The sequence below is a fragment of the Stenotrophomonas sp. GD03877 genome (assembly GCF_029840555.1).
Taxonomy (GTDB): Bacteria; Pseudomonadota; Gammaproteobacteria; order Xanthomonadales; family Xanthomonadaceae; genus Stenotrophomonas; species Stenotrophomonas geniculata.
This window is the reverse complement of the sequence record NZ_JAOCCT010000004.1, coordinates 1-16970: the sequence shown is the minus strand read 5'-3', so window position 1 is coordinate 16970 and position 16970 is coordinate 1. Positions and strand designations below refer to the sequence as shown.

General features: G+C 67.6%; 17 protein-coding genes and 1 pseudogene. 6 read left to right on the top strand and 12 right to left on the bottom strand.

What is annotated here, in order from left to right; translation table 11 throughout:
• Positions 1-6: 6 nt before the first annotated feature.
• Positions 7-273: a hypothetical protein gene (locus N5D20_RS03715; protein WP_197653955.1), complete on the bottom strand. Its 267-nt coding sequence runs from the start codon at positions 271-273 to the stop codon at positions 7-9.
• Between the two features lie 202 nt (positions 274-475).
• Here N5D20_RS03715 and N5D20_RS03710 point away from each other — a divergent pair, with 202 nt between their 5' ends.
• From N5D20_RS03710 to blaL1, 4 genes are all read left to right on the top strand, one after another.
• Complete coding sequence (locus N5D20_RS03710; RefSeq protein ID WP_164191151.1) at positions 476-1000, top strand: RNA polymerase sigma factor; 525 nt, start codon at positions 476-478, stop codon at positions 998-1000.
• Positions 997-1833, top strand: a complete 837-nt coding sequence (locus N5D20_RS03705; RefSeq protein WP_191849436.1) for a FecR domain-containing protein — start codon at positions 997-999, stop codon at positions 1831-1833. The genes N5D20_RS03710 and N5D20_RS03705 overlap by 4 nt, the downstream gene beginning before the upstream one ends.
• 71 nt (positions 1834-1904) lie before the next feature.
• The gene (locus N5D20_RS03700) at positions 1905-4334 is read left to right on the top strand and encodes a TonB-dependent receptor (RefSeq protein WP_279914312.1); all 2430 of its coding nucleotides are present in this window, start codon (positions 1905-1907) and stop codon (positions 4332-4334) included.
• A gap of 95 nt (positions 4335-4429) precedes the next feature.
• Entirely contained in the window at positions 4430-5302 is an 873-nt protein-coding gene (blaL1, locus tag N5D20_RS03695; RefSeq protein ID WP_279947550.1) for a L1 family subclass B3 metallo-beta-lactamase, read from the top strand.
• 115 nt (positions 5303-5417) lie between these two features.
• Here the strand turns inward: blaL1 and N5D20_RS03690 are convergent, their stop codons facing one another.
• The 3 genes from N5D20_RS03690 to N5D20_RS03680 form a co-directional block, all read right to left on the bottom strand.
• Positions 5418-5957: a DUF411 domain-containing protein gene (locus N5D20_RS03690; protein ID WP_100051404.1), complete on the bottom strand. Its 540-nt coding sequence runs from the start codon at positions 5955-5957 to the stop codon at positions 5418-5420.
• A 116-nt stretch (positions 5958-6073) separates the two neighbouring features.
• Complete coding sequence (locus N5D20_RS03685) at positions 6074-6409, bottom strand: hypothetical protein (RefSeq protein ID WP_100053440.1); 336 nt, start codon at positions 6407-6409, stop codon at positions 6074-6076.
• A gap of 25 nt (positions 6410-6434) precedes the next feature.
• Entirely contained in the window at positions 6435-8720 is a 2286-nt protein-coding gene (locus N5D20_RS03680) for an FdhF/YdeP family oxidoreductase (protein WP_100445871.1), read from the bottom strand.
• 244 nt (positions 8721-8964) lie between these two features.
• Between N5D20_RS03680 and fdhD the strand changes: the two genes are divergently transcribed.
• The gene (gene fdhD / locus N5D20_RS03675) at positions 8965-9813 is read left to right on the top strand and encodes a formate dehydrogenase accessory sulfurtransferase FdhD (RefSeq protein ID WP_279914978.1); all 849 of its coding nucleotides are present in this window, start codon (positions 8965-8967) and stop codon (positions 9811-9813) included.
• Between the two features lie 38 nt (positions 9814-9851).
• Here the strand turns inward: fdhD and N5D20_RS03670 are convergent, their stop codons facing one another.
• Positions 9852-10388: a peroxidase-related enzyme gene (locus N5D20_RS03670; protein WP_019337220.1), complete on the bottom strand. Its 537-nt coding sequence runs from the start codon at positions 10386-10388 to the stop codon at positions 9852-9854.
• 106 nt (positions 10389-10494) lie between these two features.
• Here N5D20_RS03670 and N5D20_RS03665 point away from each other — a divergent pair, with 106 nt between their 5' ends.
• Positions 10495-11376, top strand: a complete 882-nt coding sequence (locus tag N5D20_RS03665; protein WP_049455146.1) for an AraC family transcriptional regulator — start codon at positions 10495-10497, stop codon at positions 11374-11376.
• Positions 11377-11470: 94 nt separating this feature from the next.
• On the opposite strand, the gene N5D20_RS03660 is transcribed toward N5D20_RS03665, so the two are convergent.
• The 7 genes and pseudogenes from N5D20_RS03660 to N5D20_RS03630 all read right to left on the bottom strand — a co-directional run.
• On the bottom strand, positions 11471-12034 hold the full coding sequence (locus N5D20_RS03660; RefSeq protein WP_049455145.1) for a TetR/AcrR family transcriptional regulator: 564 nt from the start codon (positions 12032-12034) through the stop codon (positions 11471-11473).
• Positions 12035-12038: 4 nt separating this feature from the next.
• Complete coding sequence (locus N5D20_RS03655) at positions 12039-13571, bottom strand: MFS transporter (protein WP_279914979.1); 1533 nt, start codon at positions 13569-13571, stop codon at positions 12039-12041.
• A 151-nt stretch (positions 13572-13722) separates the two neighbouring features.
• A complete protein-coding gene (locus N5D20_RS03650; protein WP_279914980.1) occupies positions 13723-14469 on the bottom strand; it encodes a hypothetical protein in 747 nt (248 codons plus the stop codon).
• Positions 14469-15089, bottom strand: coding sequence for a DUF3299 domain-containing protein (locus N5D20_RS03645; RefSeq protein WP_279914981.1), 621 nt, complete (start codon positions 15087-15089; stop codon positions 14469-14471). Before N5D20_RS03645 ends, N5D20_RS03650 begins: the two co-directional genes overlap by 1 nt.
• A complete protein-coding gene (locus N5D20_RS03640; protein ID WP_043396119.1) occupies positions 15079-15630 on the bottom strand; it encodes a DUF3299 domain-containing protein in 552 nt (183 codons plus the stop codon). Before N5D20_RS03640 ends, N5D20_RS03645 begins: the two co-directional genes overlap by 11 nt.
• Before the next feature lie 2 nt (positions 15631-15632).
• The gene (locus N5D20_RS03635) at positions 15633-16886 is read right to left on the bottom strand and encodes an FtsX-like permease family protein (RefSeq protein WP_279914982.1); all 1254 of its coding nucleotides are present in this window, start codon (positions 16884-16886) and stop codon (positions 15633-15635) included.
• Positions 16879-16970 (bottom strand): annotated as a pseudogene (locus tag N5D20_RS03630) (ABC transporter ATP-binding protein); the annotation flags it as partial. The gene N5D20_RS03635 and the pseudogene N5D20_RS03630, both read right to left, overlap by 8 nt.

The window sequence follows — 16970 nt, the reverse complement described above, 5'->3', positions numbered from 1 at the left end:
CGTCCTTCAGCGCGCCAGGCGCCAGTACAGCAGACCGGCCAGCAAGGCCGGCACCGCGAACACCAGCAGCAGGCTCGGCAGCTCCTCCCGGACGGCGTAGCCGGCCTTGCTCACGCCCACCCACATGTTGGCCACCGTCACCAGCAGCCAGGTGGCGATGAACGCGATCAGGGCCGTGGGCAGCTGTGACTGGCCTACGCTCCACAGCCGCCCGAAGAGCAGGAACACCCCCAACAACAGCACCCCACCCACCATCACCAGAAGCACGTGCATGGTCCATCTCCTTGAGCCTGCTGGCAGGCTAGCCGCGGCCGATTCTGCGCTCCAGCCGATGATCGTGGTTTCACTTTCCAGCCTCGCCGAACAATCCCGATCCCCGAACCACATAGCAAACGAGAACGGTTCCCATTAGTATTGCGTCATCGCGCAGGGATGCCCTCCCCGTGCCCGCCCCTTGCCCCTGCTTCCGGTCCGGATGTCCCAACTACCTTCCCCACACCCTCCTGCGCTGCCGCTGGTGTCCTCGCTGGTGCGCCACTACGAGGAACTGGTGGAGTACCTGCGCTGCCGTTTCCGGTCGCCAGGGCTGGCCCGTGAAGTGGTGCACGACGTCTGCGTGCGGCTGCTGGAACGCCCCGCCGCCTACGATGCACGGCAACCCATCGCACTGCTGCGGCGCATCGCCCACGATGCGGCGGTGGACCGCTGCCGCGCCGAGGCTCTGCGCCGGCACTGGGTGGAGTCGCGTGCCGAACTGCCCGATGACGCCTGCCCACGCCCAGGCCCCGAGCAGCAGGCGCAGGGACAGCAGGCGTTGCAGCGCCTGAGCGCGACCATCGAGCGCATGCCCTGCCGGCGCCGGCAGGTCTTCATCCTGCACAAGATCCACGCGCTGCCGCAGGCCGACGTCGCGCAGCGCATGGGCATCGGCCTGAAGGCGGTGGAGCGTCACCTGCGGCTGGCCATGGCCGATTGCCGCCAGCAGGGCACGCTGCAATGAGCGATGCACCTGCACCACCGCCGCCACCCGAAGTCCCCAGCACCGACCAGATCCTGGACCAGCATCGGGACGCCCTGAAGCAACGCTTTCCGCTGCCCGACCCGGAAACGCTGCGCCGCCGGGGTGGCGGCGCGAAGCGGGTACTGCCCGTGTTGCTGGTGCTGGCCGGCGCCGTACTCGTGGCCGACCCGGCCTGGCAGGTCCGCGATTACCAGACCGGCGTGGGCGAACGCCGTGAACTCGTCCTGGCCGACGGCAGTCGGGTACAGCTGGATGCAGGCACCCGCGTGCAGGTGCGCCGCCATCTGCGCTCCCGGCAGGTGCTGCTGGAACAAGGGCGGGCACGCTTCGAGGTGCAGCACTCGGCCTGGCGACGCTTCGGGGTGGATGCCGGCCCGGTCCACGTGCGCAATTACGGCACGGTGTTCGACGTCGACCGCCAGGGGGAACTGAGCGAAGTGACACTGTGGCGCGGCGAGGTCGGCGTGCGCGTCGACGAGGGCGGCAGCGAACAGCGGCTGAAGCCAGGGCAGCGCCTGCTGGCCCAGCGCGGTTCGCTGTCACCTCCGGAAGCCATCGATCCAGAGCAGGCGGACTGGACCACCGGACGCCTGCAGTTCGACCGCATGCCACTGACCGAGGTCCTGCGCATCCTGCAGCGCTATCACGACCGTCCCATCGTGCTGGACGACCCAGCGCTGGGGCCCCTGCAGGTGTCGGGCGTCTTCGATGCCGACCGCGCCGAGACCGTACTCGCGCTGCTGCCCGAGATCCTGCCGGTGCAGGTGCATGCCGGCACCGATGGCAGCCTGCATCTGCGCGCCCGCGATTGAATGCCACACCGAGGGTGGGTTGCGCGCCGTCCCATCCGGCAAGTGCTTGAACCCTTCCGAAGGACCCCCGCATGACCCGCCCTGTTCCGCCTGCCGCTCTGCGCCGGCTGGCCCCCACCCTGCTCGCTGTCTGCCTGTGTGCGGCCCTGCCCGCCACGGCGCAGACCGCTGCGTCAGCGCCCATCGAGCTGCACCTGCCGGCCGGCCCGTTGCAGGCTTCGCTCAACTCGCTGGCGCGGCAGAGTGGCATCCAGCTGTTGTTCGCCGCCGACAGCGTGAGCGGCCGCAGCGCCCCGGCTGTTGATGGCCGCTACACCCCGCGTGAGGCCCTGCAGCGGCTGCTGGCCGGGCAAGGCCTGGCGATGCAGGAACGTTCGCCGGGTGTGTTCGTGGTGAGTGCCGCGCCAGCGCCGGCGAAGCCGCGCACCCCGGCCCGGGCCGCATCATCGGCGCCGTCATCCGCCACGACGACGTCGCTGGCCCGCGTTACGGTCTCGGCCTCGACCGCGCGCATGCCGCAGGGCGAGACCGCCATGCCCAATACCATCACGGTGCTGACCCGCGAGGACATCGCCCAGCAGCTGGCGCTGGGTTCGGATGTGTCGCGGGTGCTGTCGTCACAGATCCCGGCATTTGCCCCGGCGCGCGAAAAGATGTCCAACTACGGCGAAACCCTGCGTGGCCGCGGCATCCTGTACATGGTCGACGGCGTGCCGCAGTCCACGCCGCTGCGCGATGGCTCGCGTGATTCGCACACCATCGACCCGGCGATGATCGAACGCATCGAGGTCATCCACGGCGCCAACGCGCTGCAGGGCATCGGCGGCACCGGCGGCATCGTCAACATCATCACCCGCAGTGCGCCCAGTGAGCCGGGCGCGTTCCTGCTCGACACCAACGTCAGCTACAGCGCTGCCCTGCCCAGCCGCCACGACGACAATGGCCAGCGCGGCTCGGCCCTGGTGGGCGTGCGCGGCGAGCAGTTCGACCTGGTGGCTGGCCTGGCCTATGAGAAGCAGGGCCTGTACCACGACGGCGAGGGCCGATCGATCGGCACCAACGCGCAGGGCGAGCTGATGGACTCGACCTCATCGAACGTGTTCGCCAAGCTGGGCTGGAACATTGCCGAGGGCCATCGCCTGCAGGTCATGGCCAACCGCTACGAACTGCGCGGGATGGACAACTACCTGGCCATCAACGGTGACTATCGGACCGGTCGCCCGACCATTTCGGTCCCCGGCGATACGCCACTCGATCCGCCGATGAACCGCTCGCGTTCGCTGACGGTGGACTACAGCGCCGCCGACCTGCTCGGTGGCCGTTTCCAGGCGCAGGCCTTCGCGGTGGATTTCGAAGGCCGCTACGGTGCCAGCCAGTGGGACCCGTGGGGCAACACCGGCGCCAACGCCGCCTGGGACCAGACCCAGAACGAATCGGACAAGCGCGGCTTCAAGCTGACCCAGAGCTGGACCCGCGTCGCCGACACCACGCTGGACGTGACCCTGGGCCTGGACGGCCTGCGCGACCGCACCCACCAGGTGCTGCTGGCCAGTGGCATGAACTGGGTGCCGCAGACCACCTACCAGAGCCTGTCACCGCTGCTGCAGCTGCACTGGTGGCCGACCGATCACCTGATGCTGTCCGGCGGCCTGCGTTACGAGAAGGGCGAGCTGGAGGTGGGTGACTACACCACCCTGCCCCGCTACGGCGCCCGCAAGGTGGCTGGCGGCAAGCCGACCATGAGCGAGGCCCTGCCCAACTTCGGCGCGGTCTGGTACATCAACGATCGCCTCAACGCCTACGCCTCGTATTCGGAAGGCTACACCGTGGCCGACGTCGGCCGCGTGCTGCGCGCGATCAACCGCGACGGACAACGCGTGGACAGCCTCATCGACCTGTCACCGGTGGTGTCGGACAACCGCGAGATCGGCCTGGAGTACGACGATGGCCGCTTCAGCGGCGACATCGCCTACTACATCTCCGAATCCAAGCTCGGCTCGGTACTGATCTACGATCCGGGCATCGATGCCTATGCGGTGCAGCGCCAGGCCACCCGCGTGGAAGGCTTTGAAAGCAACCTGCGCCTGCGGTTGGGCGACAGCCGGCTTGGCCTGGGCTATGCGCGCGCCAACGGCCGCTACGACGCCGACGTCGACGGTCGCCTCGACAGCGACCTGGCTGGTGTGAACATCGCACCGAACCGGCTGACCGCGTTCTGGGAACAGAGCTGGACGCCGCAGCTCAGCACGCGCCTGCAGGCCAGCCATGCCTTCGACCGTGATTTCGACCTGCGTGGCGCGCAGGTGGCGGAGTTCAAGGGTTACACCACTCTGGATCTGGTCGCGCGCTATACGCTGGACAAGCACGCCTTCACGCTGGGCGTGCAGAACCTGGCGGACAAGCAGTACATCAGCTACTACTCGCAGACCACGCCGTCGAATCCGAGCTATTTCTCCGGCCGCGGCCGGGTGCTGACGCTGGGGTGGCAGTACCGGTACTGATCGATGGCGCCCTTATGGGAGCCATGAAATCTATGCGAGACGCGATGAAGGGGGCCCATGCTAGTTTCTGGGCCTCCTTCAAACGGACGTGAACCATGCGTTGTTCCCTGCTCGCCTTCGCCCTGACCGCTGCTGTTCCGGTCGCGCACGCCAGTGCCGCCGAGGCACCACTGCCGCAGCTGCGGGCCTACACCGTGGACACCTCCTGGCTGCAGCCGATGGCACCGCTGCAGATCGCCGACCACACCTGGCAGATCGGTACCGAAAACCTGACCGCGCTGCTGGTACAGACCGCCGAGGGCGCAGTGCTGCTGGACGGCGGCATGCCACAGATGGCCGGCCACCTGCTGGACAACATGAAGGTGCGCGGCGTGGCCCCGAAGGACCTGCGACTGATTCTGCTCAGCCATGCGCATGCCGACCACGCCGGCCCGGTGGCCGAGCTCAAGCGTCGCACCGGCGCGCACGTGGTGGCCAATGCCGAATCAGCGGTGCTGCTGGCGCGCGGCGGCAGCAACGACCTGCACTTTGGCGACGGCATCACCTATCCGCCCACCAGCGCCGACCGCATCATCATGGATGGCGAAGTGGTCACGGTGGGCGGCATCGCATTCACCGCGCACTTCATGCCGGGGCACACCCCGGGCAGCACCGCCTGGACCTGGACCGATACGCGCGACGGCAAGCCGGTGCGCATCGCCTACGCCGACAGCCTGAGCGCGCCGGGCTACCAGTTGGAGGGCAACCCGCGCTATCCGCGCCTGATCGAGGACTACAAGCGCAGCTTCACTACCGTGCGCGGCCTGCCCTGCGATCTGCTGCTGACCCCGCACCCGGGTGCCAGCAACTGGAACTATGCCGCCGGCAGCAAGGCCGGCGCCAAGGCACTGACCTGCAGCGCCTACGCGAATGCGGCCGAGAAGACGTTCGACGCGCAGCTGGCCAAGGAAACTGCGGCACACCGCTGATCCTGTAGAGCCGAGCCTACGCTCGGCTTGCCGGAAGAAAACAGCCGAGCGTGGGCTCGGCTCTACACAGGACACGTGGGAAGGTGCCGCTCAGGGCGACCGGCACCTGCGACCATCAGCCACCCTGCCCGTGCTGGGCAAACGGCTCGGTGCTGCCGTCGGTGCGCACCAGCTCGACAGTGTACGGCTGCACGTAGCCGTCGGGCATTTCCATGCCCGGCGAACCGGCCGGCATTCCGGGCAGCACAAGCCCGCGCACCGCCGGTCGCTCGGCCAGCAGTCGCTTGATGTCCTCGGCCGGAATGTGGCCTTCAACCACGTAACCACCGATCTCGGCGGTGTGGCAGGACGCCTTGCCGACCGGTACACCCAGGCGGACCTTGATCGGGTTCATGTCGTCGGTGTCGCGCACATCCACCTGGAAGCCTTCGGCCTTCAGGTGATCGACCCAGATGCCGCAGCAGCCACAGCTGGCAGTCTTGTGCACGATGGCGATGGGCAGTGCAGGATCCACCTGCGACGGACCGGCCATGATCGGTGCCGCAGGGGCGTCGCTGGCAACCGGTGTGGCGGCGGATTCTTCAGCGGCACGCGCGCAGGCGGTGGTGGCCAGCACGGTGCCCAGCAGCAGGCCGAGGGAGAGAGAACGGTTCATGGTGTTGATTCCTTTGCAGATGCGGGCAACGCGGCCCGCTGCCTGTACATCGAAGGCACAGGCAGAGTCGAGAATGAGTCGAGCAGCTATGGCAGGCACTTGAGGCCTGCAGGGAATCACACGATGGGAGGCCGTAACGGGTCCGGCAACGGCGGCGGTGCGCGTTGCTGGGTGCTGGCTGGCAAAGGCGCCTCACGCCATGGCAAGGCGGGCGTTCCGCTCAGGGAGGCCAGCATGCCGAGGCTGGCCGGCGGGCATTCGCACTCATTGCTCTGGCAGACCGTTGATGCTGCATCGTCGCAGCATCCGGCCATGGCCGCCGAGTGCGGTGCAGCGCAATGGTCCTGGCTGGCCGGGCCGCTGTACGAAGACGCGGCGAGCGCCAGCGCCGGTGCATTCAGCACCAGGGCGACAAGCAACGTCCATCGCAGCAGCAGGCCAGACAGGTTCACACGCCGATGATAGCCGATGCGCGCGCTACGCAATCGCCGCGGCCATCGCCTGCACCCGCACCGGAATCGACTTGGCGGCGGGCGTGCCGCTGATGCGGTCGTAGTAGTCCAGCGGCAACAACGGGTTCAGCTCCGGGTAGTAACCGGCCAGCGCGCCGCGCGGCATCGGGTAGTCCAGCACGGTCAGGCCCTCGATGCGCCGCTGCACGCCATCGCCGCTGATCGTCTCCAGGCTGACCAGCGCCTCCTTCTGCAGTCCGCGCGCCAGCCGGTCCTCGATGTTCATGAACAGCACCATGCGATCGTTGTACACGCCGCGATAGCGGTCGTTGTAGCTGTAGATGGTGGTGTTGTACTGGTCGTGCGAGCGCACGGTGGCCAACCGCAACATGTCCGGATCGTGCACCGGATCGTCCACGTCCAGGCCGGGCATCACCAGGATGTTGGCCTTGCCATTGGGCGTGGGCCAGACGCGGCGGCGCGGCGGAATGTCCAGATGGAAACCGTGTGGCTGCTGGATGCGCTCGTTGAAGCCGGTGTAGATCTCCGGGTACACGGCAGCGATCAGATCGCGGATGGGCGCATAGTCGTGCATGCACCGCGCCCAGTCGACCTTGCTGTCTGGCAGTGCGGCCATCGCCATGCGGCAGACGATCTCGACCTCGGGCAGCACCTCGGTGCTGACCGGTTCGAGCACGCCGCGCGAGGCGGTCACGTTCGACATCGCGTCTTCGATGGTGACGAACTGCTCGCCGGCCGGCGTGACGATGCGCTCCGAGCGCGCCACCACCGGCAGGATCAGCGCATCGCGGCCATGAACCAGATGACCGCGGTTGAGCTTGGTGGCGATGCCCACGGTCAGGTCCAGCCCACGCATCGCTTCATACGCGCGAGGCGTATCGGGCACCGCATGGATGAAGTTGCCACCCAGGCCGATGAACACCTTGGCGCTGCCGTCCAGCATCGCCTCGATGGATTCGACCACATGATGGCCATGCTCACGCGGCGGATCGAAGCCGAACACCTGCTGCACGCGGTCCAGATAGGCCGGCTTGGGCTTCTCGTCGATGCCGACGGTGCGGTCGCCCTGCACATTGGAATGCCCACGGATCGGCCCGATGCCCGCACCGGGCTTGCCGAAGTTGCCGCGCAGCATCAGCAGGCTGGCGACCTGCTGCAGCAGGCGCGAGCCATACTGGTGCTGGGTCAGCCCCATGCCGTAGCAGATCACGGTGGCCTTGGAGCGGATGTAGATCTCCGCACAGCGTCGGATCTGCGCCTGCGAAATGCCGGACACCTGCACGATCTCGTCCCAGTCCTGCGCCATCACGTCTTCGCGAAGCGCCTCCAGCCCCACCGTGTGTTCTGACAGGAAATCATGGTCGAGCACGCGCTCGCCCTGCGCCTCGCGCTCGAACATCACCTTCATCATGCCTTTGATCAGAGCCAGGTCGCCGCCGATACGGATGTGCACGAACTCGCTGGTGATCTCGGTCGAACCGAACGTGGCCATCTGCACCACGTCCTGCGGCTCGGCAAAGCGGATCAGCGCGCGCTCGGGCATCGGATTGACCGCCACGATCGGGATGCCGCGTTTGCGCGCCTCGACCAGGTTGCTCATCATCCGCGGTGAATTGGTGCCGGTGTTCTGGCCGATCACGAAGATCGCCTCGGCGTGCTCGAAATCCTGCAGCACGATCGTGCCCTTGCCCACCCCGATGGCCGGCGGCAGGCCGCGGCTGGTCGGCTCGTGGCACATGTTCGAGCAGTCCGGGAAGTTGTTGGTACCGAACTCGCGCACAAAGATCGAATACAGGAACGCCGCTTCATTGGGCGTGCGCCCGGAGGTGTAGAACTCGGCCTGGTGCGGGCTGTCCAGCGCCTGCAGGTGGCGGCCGATCAGCGCGAAGGCATCATCCCAGCTGCACGGCACGTAGTGGTCGGTGGCTGCGTCGTAGCGCATCGGCTCGGTCAGCCGGCCCTGCATCTCCAGCCAGTAGTCGGTCTGCGCCATCAGTTCGGTGACGGTGTGCTGGGCGAACAACTCGCGGCCGGCGCGGAACTGGGTGGCTTCCCAGGCCAGTGCCTTCGCGCCGTTCTCGCAGAACTCCAGCTTCTTGCGTTCGTCGGCGTCGGGGAACGCACAGCTGGGGCACTTGAAGCCACCCGGCTGGTTCATCGCCAGCAACGCCTTCGAGCCTTTGCCGATCACGCTTTGCTGCAGCAGCACCTTGGCCGTGGCACCGGCGGCACCCCAGCCACCGGCCGGCTGGTTGTACGGCTTGTAACGCGGTGGCTTCTGCTCGGACATGTTCGGGGACCTTACGGTAGGAACGCGGCAACAATGGGCACATCGCAGTCCGGCGGCGCTTTCAATCGCACGGCCAGCCCCACAGTCAAACACGGCCTGCACGGCTTCGCCAGTGGCTGCGCGCTGTTTTCAGCGCAGCCTGCCATGACAACGGTTACACCTGCGTCAGCGCACGGCCACTGCGCTATTCTCGATGCCGCGGGTGGTCCACCACCTGCGTATTTCCTTAGTCCGGACGCGCTGCATGCCAGATTCGCCCCCACCGCACACCCCGCCTGCCGGCACGGCCCTGCGCCCGTTGCAGCGCTGGCGCAGCAAGGGGCAGCAGCCGCAGATCGACGTGGTGGCCGAGGAAGTGCCGGTGGCGCTGCGTTACAACGGCGCCGCCTTCGCGGTGATGATGGCCACACCCTGCGACCTGGAGGACTTTGCGCTGGGGTTCTCGCTCAGCGAGGGATTGATCGCTACGCCTGCCCAATTGCTGGCCATCGAGGTACGACCGCAACTGGAAGGCATCGAGCTGCAGATGACCGTGACCGAGGATGCACCCGGTGCCGACCTGGATCCGGCCAACGGGCGCCTGCTGCCCGGCCACGGTGGCTGCGGCCTGTGCGGCACGCGCCAGCTGGAGGAAGTGCTGCGGCCACTGCCCGAGGTGCGCGAACGGCGAACCTACCCGCCAGCAGCCCTGCAACGGGCGCTGGCCACGCTGGTGCAGCATCAGCCGATGAATGCGGTGAGCGGTTCGACCCATGCCGCGGCCTGGGCCGACGCCAGCGGTCGCATCGGCTGGGTGCGCGAAGACGTCGGCCGCCACAACGCGCTGGACAAGCTGATCGGCGCCCTGCATCACAATGAACACACGATCGAGGGGGGGCTGCTGGTGATTTCCAGCCGCGCCAGCTACGAAATGGTCAGCAAAGCCGTACGGGCCGGCGTCAGCGTACTGGCTGCTGTCTCGGCACCGACCGCGCTGGCGATCGACCTTGCCCGTAGTGCAGGCCTGTGCCTGGTCGGGTTCGCGCGGGAGCGCGGATTCAACGTGTATACCCATCCCGAGCGGCTGCAGGCGAACGATAACCGGGACGACTGAGAACGACCGGGAGCACGACGCCCCCGGTCTGGCACAGCTCAGCGCAGCGCCACCTTCGGGAAGTCCACCGGCACGTCGAACGCTACGTTGACGTAGTTCGTGAACAGGTTGAGCGCTACGTGGGCGAGGATCTCAACGATCTGCTCATCGTCGAAGCCGGCCGCACGCAGCGCCTGCACATCGCCATCGGTGACCTGCGCACGCTGCTCGACTACCTTCAGCGCGAAGTCCAGGGCAGCGGAGGTAGCCGGGTCACTGGACTGACCGATCTGTGCAGCGGCCATCTGCTCGCTGCTGGCACCCGCCTTGCGGCCCAGCGCGGTGTGTGCGGCCAGGCAATACTCGCAGGCATTGCGGTTGGCGATGGCCACGGCGATCTGCTCGCCCAGCAGCGGCGACAGGCGACCGCCGCCCAGCGCGCCGAACGAACCCCACATGCTCTGCAGGGCGGCTGGCGAGTTGGCCACGGCGCGGAACATGGCCGGGGTGGCGCCGAAGGCAGCGTGGACCTGACCCAGCAGGGCCTCGCGGTCGGCGGTGGTGTTGGCGGCATCGATCAGGGGGACACGGGACATGGTGGATCTCCTTGGGAAAGCGCCCGGGATTGGACGACCCGCTCATCCTAGGTAGACTCGCTGGACGCTTCAGGCGCAATCAGCCACACATGTTGTCCATTCATCCATGAGCACGCCCACCGACACCTCCCCACCCGACCGTCTCTCCTCCCTTCTGGAACGCTTCCGGGTGCAGGCCGCGCTGTTCCACAGCGGTCCGCTGTGCGGGCGCCATGTCTTCGAGCCGCAGCCCGGTCGTGCCTTCCTGCACATCCTGCGCCAGGGTGAAATGGAGGTCCGTCATCCCGACGGCGATATCGCGCTGCCCCGGTTGAAGATCGACACACCCAGCCTGCTGCTGTATCCGCAACCGCTGCACCATGTGTTCTTCAATGCACCGCTGGAAGGCCCGGATTTCACCTGCGCCACGCTGGATTTCGATGGCGGCGCGCGTAATCCGATCGTGCAGTCGCTGCCGCCGGTGATGGTGGTGCCACTGGCCGCGATCGGCGAACTGGATGACACCCTGCACCTGCTGTTCGCCGAGGCCGATCGCCAGCGCTGTGGTTCACGGCTGCTGACCAACCGCCTGTTCGAGGTCGCGCTGATCCAGATCCTGCGCTGGGTGGTGGACCACCCGGATGCGGCCGGCGTCAGCCATGGGCTGATGCGGGGGCTGTCCGATGTACGGCTGGCACGCACACTGGTGGCGATGCACCAGGCGCCACAGGACGAATGGACGCTGCCGCGCATGGCCGCGACGGCCGGCATGTCGCGCAGCGCGTTCGCGGCCGTGTTCAAGGACGTGATGCAGGCAACGCCGGCCAGTTATCTGCTGGACTGGCGGCTGAGCCTGGCCTGCGCGCAATTGAGGGCCGGCGTGGCGGTCAAGCAGGTGGCGATCGAGGTGGGCTTTGCCGATACCGCGTCGCTGTCGAAAGCGTTCCGCAAACGGTTGGGGGCCTCGCCGAGGGCGTGGTTGGCCGCGAGCGCAGCGCCGGCTGGGTAAATAGGTAACGGGTAGAGTCGACCGCGGGTCAGCTATCGCGCGAAGCGCGGGGGTTTCGTTGCCTGACCGGAGAGCAGTCGAGCATGGCTCGACGCTACAAGTGCGGTGACCCATCAGACTTCGCCAGCAGCCCGGCGATGCGCTCGGCAACCTGGGCACGTACGCCTTCGTCCAGCTGCCCTTCGTACATCGCCTCGTAGATCCACAGGCCATCGGCGGCCAGCCGCGCCACGAAATTGTCGAGCGCTGCGCTGTCTTCCGCTGTACCCGCCTCCGGCGGCAGCGGTGCCCAGCGACGCACCGCCGGTCCCCACGGGCGCTCTTCGGCGTCCGGGTCGGCCGATTCGAGCATGAACATCAGCTCGGCACGGGTGGCGCTCTGGGCCGACACGCGCACGAAGGTCTGGTAACGCTCCAACGCAGTGGCCTGCTCGGCGGTCTTGCCCAGCAACGCTTCCATCGACGTCTCCCAGGCCTGTACCAGGTGTTCGTCGATCCCCCGCAGCAGCGCCTCGCGGGACGGGAAGTGATACAGCAGGCCACCGCGTGTCAGCTGGGCCTCGGCCGCCACCGACTCAAAGGTCACCGCACGCACGCCGTCACGATTGATCACGTTGACGGCGGCGTCGAGGATGCGATCGCGCTTGCTGGTTCTCATCGCTTCATTTTACGCGATCGGCCGCGCCCTCGCGGCTGCCGACGCGGCCGCGCAGCAGGCGCGCGATGATCGCCGCCCCCAGCGCCAGCACCGCCATGATCACCAGCAGCACGATCTGGTAGCCACGGTCATACGCGGCCGCAGCCAGTGCGAACCACTCGCCCTGCCCGCTCGCGCGCGCGGCATGCAGCGCCTGGGTGAAACCCTCGCGGGCAAGCGCGGGCATATCGGCCGAGACCGGCAGGAACGCGCTGTACATCGCGGCGCTCAGGCTGCCCAGCATCGCCACCGCCAGCAGGCCACCGAACTCATAGGACACTTCTTCCACCGACGAGGCCATGCCCGCACGGTGCGCCGGCACGTTGTTGAGGATGGCGGTGGACGCCACCGAGATGGCCGAACCCATACCGAAGCCGGTGATGGCCATGCCAGCCACCACCCAATCAAGGCCGTGCAGGAAGCCGAACGCCACCACGCCGACGCCCAGCGCACCTGCGGCCAGGCCACCACAGATCAGCGGGCGCAGGCCAACCCGGTGCAGGATGCTGCCGCCGAGCAGCGCACTGGGCAGGCTGCCCAGTGCCGCCACCGACACCAGCAGGCCCGCCTGCAGCGGCGTGAAACCTGCCACCAGCTGGAAGCGCTGCGTGGTGACCAACTGCAGGCCGGCCATCGCGAACAGGGTGAACACCGCCGACAGCGTGCCGGCCAGGAACGCCGGATTACGGAAGATCGCAAAGTCCAGCAGCGGGTACGGCAGCTGCTGCTGGCGGCGCGCGAACGCCGCACCGCTGATGACGGCCAACACCAGCGCGGCTGCGCCCAGCGCATATGAGGGCGGCGTGGCGATCAGCGACTTGATCGCCAGCACCAGGCCGGACAGTGCAGCCAATGCCAGCACTGACGACACCAGGTCCCATGGCCGCGAGGTGTCGCGCTGTCCTTCCGGCGCCAGCAGCAGCGTGGCCACGAACGCGACCACCACCACCGGCACGTTGATCAGGAACACCGAGCCCCACCAGAAGTGCTGCAGCAGCCAGCCGCCCATGATCGGGCCGAGCGCCGCACCGACGATGGCGACCGAACCCCAGATCGCGATGGCGATGTTGCGTTCGCGTTCTTCGTGGAAGCTCAGTCCGATCAACGCCAACGTGGCCGGCATCATCGCCGCCGCACCGATCGCCAGGAATGCACGTGCGGCAATCAGCTGCGTTGCGGTGTCGGCGAACGCCGCTGCCAGCGAGGCGACGCCGAACACCACCAGGCCGATCAGGAACATGCGCCGGTGACCGATGCGGTCGCCCAGCGTGCCCGCGCCCAGCAGCAGGCCGGCCATCACCAGCGGATAGGCGTTGATGATCCACAGCGCCTGGCCGGCACTGGCCGAGAGTTCCTCAGTCAGGGTGGGCAGCGCGGTGTAGAGCACGGAGTTGTCGAGCGTGACCAGCAGCAGGCCAGCGGCGACGGTGAACAACAGTGCCCAGCGACGGGCACGCGACAGGGCCGGCGCACCGGCCAAGGGCTGGGACAAAGCCATGGGAGAACCTGATCGGGGATGGAATACGGCCATAACTATACAGGATGTCCTGTATAGTTATGAAAACAGCGCCACCAATTCAGATTGGGGCCCGGGCAATGTTCATGTTGTCGTGCCCCTCATGCCGGGTCGTGCCCCGTGTCAGGGATCATCACCGGCAATCTTCCGGCAGTGCGGCAATCGCCGATACCACCGCCGCCTGCATGCCCTTCCCCACGGCCATGTCCAGTTCCCCGCCAGTTCCCCCATGCTGGCGCCGCAGCTCGTCCTCGCACAGGCCGCGCACCCGCGCACGGGCATTCGCGCGCAGGCTGCTGCACCGCCAGTCGGCGCCACCCAGCGGCAGCACCGAATACACCACGCTGTTGCAGGCGTTGCCGGCACGCTGCTGCAGCGACAGTCCACCAGAATCCCGCGGTTCGCTGCTGCGTTGCGGGTCGAAGTAGCTGTCCGGAAACGTGCGCGCATACTGTTCGATGTCCACGGCCATGCTGCGCCCACCGGCCAACGGCATCTGCAGCGGCTGCCCGCACGGCGTCGCATCGGCGCGGTGCTGGATGTACTGGTAGATCGGCCGGTCCAGCGATGGGTCCTGCTGGGTCACCGCGCTGACTGCCGCCAGCACCGGCAGCGATGCACGATTGGCCATGCGCGCCAGCAGCCCCGCCTGCGCCGGCTGGCAGCGGTCGCGCAATGTTGCTGCGAGCAGGAAGAGCACGTCGTTGCGAAACGCGGGGTCATCACCCAGACGCTGTTCGATACGCTGGCTGGCATCGGACGCCGGTGCCGGAAACGCGACCGCAGGCGGCGCGGTGGGTGCGCGCTGCCGCTGCCACCACACCAGCAGCACCACCGCGCCCAGCAACACCCCGGTAGCCATGAGCCATCGCCTGCGCATCAGTTGCGGATCGCCGTCAGCGTGGCTGCCGCGGCATCGTAGGACGCGCTGGCGATGTCCGCGTCGAAACGCTTCACCTGCAGGCGGCCGGCAAGCCGGTACGGATCCCACAGATCGCCCAGCGCGATCGGTGTCGCCAGGGTCACGTGGATGATCTGGTTGGGTGGCGGCGGCGGCACATGGATACACGCGCCGTAGAACGGCACGAACAGCAGTTCATCGACCAGGCCGGCATCGTTGGTGCCGAGCGGCACCACGTAGCCATCCAGATCCACCGCGCGACCGTCGACAGCGTCGACCACGCGCGAGGAGCCGAACTGCTTGGCCCGGTCCGGGCTGGAATGGTCGATCTCCAGCCCCGGTGGCGTGCCCGAGCCGGTGTCGTCGATCAGGCCACCCACGCCCTCCATGCCATTGCGTGACAGGCCGATCTGCGGGGGTGGGCGCTGGTAGCTCACTTCTTCGGGTCGCAACGCGTCCCAACGGTCGATGGGGGCTTCGGCCGTGGCGGAGGGCGCCGGCTTGTCCTGCGGCCCGACCACCAAGGCATCGCCGCCCGGCGCCGTACAGCCTGCCAACCACAGGCATCCCGCCGCCAGCAACAGGTGACTACGGTTCATAGGGCCTCAGCTGTGCGTCACGCATGGTGTAGGCCGAACCGGCCAGATCGTCATCCAACCGTTCGGCGCGCAGGGTGCCCGCCAGGAAGAACGGTGAGTACATGTCCGGCATCTCGATCGGGCGCGGCAGCACTACGTGCACGATCTGGTTCGGTGGCGGTGGTGGCACGTGGATGCAGGCGCCGTAGTACGGCACGAACAGGAATTCGGTCAGCCGCCCGTCCTGCGCGTTGGCCAGTGGCACCACGTAACCCGGCAGGCGCACCGGCCGCTGCAGGACCGTGTCCACCGTGCGGAAGGTACCGAACTGCGGCATGCGCCGGTTGCCGTTGTGCTCGACCTCCGGGCCCTCGCCCCGCTCCAGCGCGGCCAGCTCGTCCTTGGGCATCATCTGCAACCAGTCCAGCTCCTGCTCCACAGCGCCTGCAGGGTCATCGCGGTCGACGACCGGCGAGGGTGGCAAGGCCTGTACGCCGGTATCCACCGGCCGCTCACAGGCGGCCAGCGCCAGCACCATTGCCACTACCCGCATCCATCGCATGCTCAGCCTCCCGGTGAAAGGCCATCGGCCAAGGTGCGCCGGTAAGCGAGCAACGCCGGGACCAGCCCGGCTACGGCGCTGATCAGCAGCACGCCCGCAGCCCATGCCAGTTCACGGCCATCCGGCCAGACATGGGTGATCGACAGACCGAAGGTGGCCAGTACCCAGCCGCGCCCGGCAATGCTGGCGACCACCAGCAGCGACAGGGCCAGCACGCTGGCCACCGCACTGGTCGCCACCGCTTCCACCACGAGCAGGCCCGCGATGTAGCCCGGTCGCGCACCGGTGGCACGCAGGATGGCCATCTCGCGCCGCCGCTCCTGCAGGGTGGAGACCAGCAGCGCCACCAGCGAGACCATGCCCAGCAGCACCACCATTGCACTGATCAGCTGCAGGGCTCGCTCGGCGGTGCCCAGCGACTGCCACAGCTGCTGCAGGGTCACGCCGGGCAGGATCGCCAGCATCGCCTCGTCCGGATACTCGTTGATCCTGCGCTGTACCGAGAACGTGGAGATGCGCGAGTTCAGGCCGAGCATGAAGGCGGTGATGCTGGTCGGGGTCAGGTCCAGGTGGCGCGCCTGCTCGGCGCTGACGCTCTGGCTGCGCAGCTGCACGCCCGATCGCCAGTCAACATGGATCGCCTCGATGGCCGGCAGCGAGACCAGCAGCGACGAATCCACCGGCGTGCCGGTGCGCTGCAGGATGCCGGCAACGCGGAACGGCTTGTCGGCATGCGTGGCCAGCGTGACCGCGCCGGTGCCGTGCGCCAGCACGATCTCGTCGCCGAGGCCGACCTTCTGCGCGCGAGCCACCTCCGCGCCGATCACCGCGTCATACAGATCATCGAAGGGCCGCCCCTGTGCAAAGGCCAGCGCGTGGCCGGAACCATAACGATAGTGTTCAAAGTAGCCGCCAGTGGTACCCACTACCCGGTAGCCGCGCCAGGAATCGCCCAGCGACAACGGCACCGACCACTTCACCTGCGGCAATGCGGACAGCTCCTGGTAGGACTGCCAGGACACGTTGTTGGTCGGGTCGCCGATATGGAACACCGAATACAGCAGCAGGTTCACCGGTCCCGAACGCGCACCGACGATCAGATCGGTGCCCGATACGGTGCTGGCAAACCCCTCGTGCGCCTGCGTGCGTACACGCTCGACGCCCAGCAGCAGCAGCACGCTGAGGGTGATGACCAGCACGGTCAGGCCCACGCTCAACGCGCGGCTGCGCAGGCTGGCCCAGGCAAGCTCAAGCATGGCCGGCACCTGCCTGGTTGATCTCGGTCAGTGAAATGGTGCGATCGAACAACGGCTGCAGGCTGTCGTCATGGCTGACCACCA

What these genes read in the sequence shown, in the direction of transcription:
- N5D20_RS03680 (WP_100445871.1), bottom strand. Translation starts at nt 8,720, where the DNA reads ATGTCCGAGCAGAAGCCACCGCGTTACAAGCCGTACAACCAGCCGGCC.
- blaL1 (WP_279947550.1), top strand. Translation starts at nt 4,430, where the DNA reads ATGCGTTGTTCCCTGCTCGCCTTCGCCCTGACCGCTGCTGTTCCGGTC.
- N5D20_RS03665 (WP_049455146.1), top strand. Translation starts at nt 10,495, where the DNA reads ATGAGCACGCCCACCGACACCTCCCCACCCGACCGTCTCTCCTCCCTT.
- N5D20_RS03715 (WP_197653955.1), bottom strand. Translation starts at nt 273, where the DNA reads ATGCACGTGCTTCTGGTGATGGTGGGTGGGGTGCTGTTGTTGGGGGTG.
- N5D20_RS03705 (WP_191849436.1), top strand. Translation starts at nt 997, where the DNA reads ATGAGCGATGCACCTGCACCACCGCCGCCACCCGAAGTCCCCAGCACC.
- fdhD (WP_279914978.1), top strand. Translation starts at nt 8,965, where the DNA reads ATGCCAGATTCGCCCCCACCGCACACCCCGCCTGCCGGCACGGCCCTG.
- N5D20_RS03650 (WP_279914980.1), bottom strand. Translation starts at nt 14,469, where the DNA reads ATGCGCAGGCGATGGCTCATGGCTACCGGGGTGTTGCTGGGCGCGGTG.
- N5D20_RS03635 (WP_279914982.1), bottom strand. Translation starts at nt 16,886, where the DNA reads ATGCTTGAGCTTGCCTGGGCCAGCCTGCGCAGCCGCGCGTTGAGCGTG.
- N5D20_RS03690 (WP_100051404.1), bottom strand. Translation starts at nt 5,957, where the DNA reads ATGAACCGTTCTCTCTCCCTCGGCCTGCTGCTGGGCACCGTGCTGGCC.
- N5D20_RS03710 (WP_164191151.1), top strand. Translation starts at nt 476, where the DNA reads ATGTCCCAACTACCTTCCCCACACCCTCCTGCGCTGCCGCTGGTGTCC.
- N5D20_RS03660 (WP_049455145.1), bottom strand. Translation starts at nt 12,034, where the DNA reads ATGAGAACCAGCAAGCGCGATCGCATCCTCGACGCCGCCGTCAACGTG.
- N5D20_RS03700 (WP_279914312.1), top strand. Translation starts at nt 1,905, where the DNA reads ATGACCCGCCCTGTTCCGCCTGCCGCTCTGCGCCGGCTGGCCCCCACC.
- N5D20_RS03670 (WP_019337220.1), bottom strand. Translation starts at nt 10,388, where the DNA reads ATGTCCCGTGTCCCCCTGATCGATGCCGCCAACACCACCGCCGACCGC.
- N5D20_RS03645 (WP_279914981.1), bottom strand. Translation starts at nt 15,089, where the DNA reads ATGAACCGTAGTCACCTGTTGCTGGCGGCGGGATGCCTGTGGTTGGCA.
- N5D20_RS03640 (WP_043396119.1), bottom strand. Translation starts at nt 15,630, where the DNA reads ATGCGATGGATGCGGGTAGTGGCAATGGTGCTGGCGCTGGCCGCCTGT.
- N5D20_RS03655 (WP_279914979.1), bottom strand. Translation starts at nt 13,571, where the DNA reads ATGGCTTTGTCCCAGCCCTTGGCCGGTGCGCCGGCCCTGTCGCGTGCC.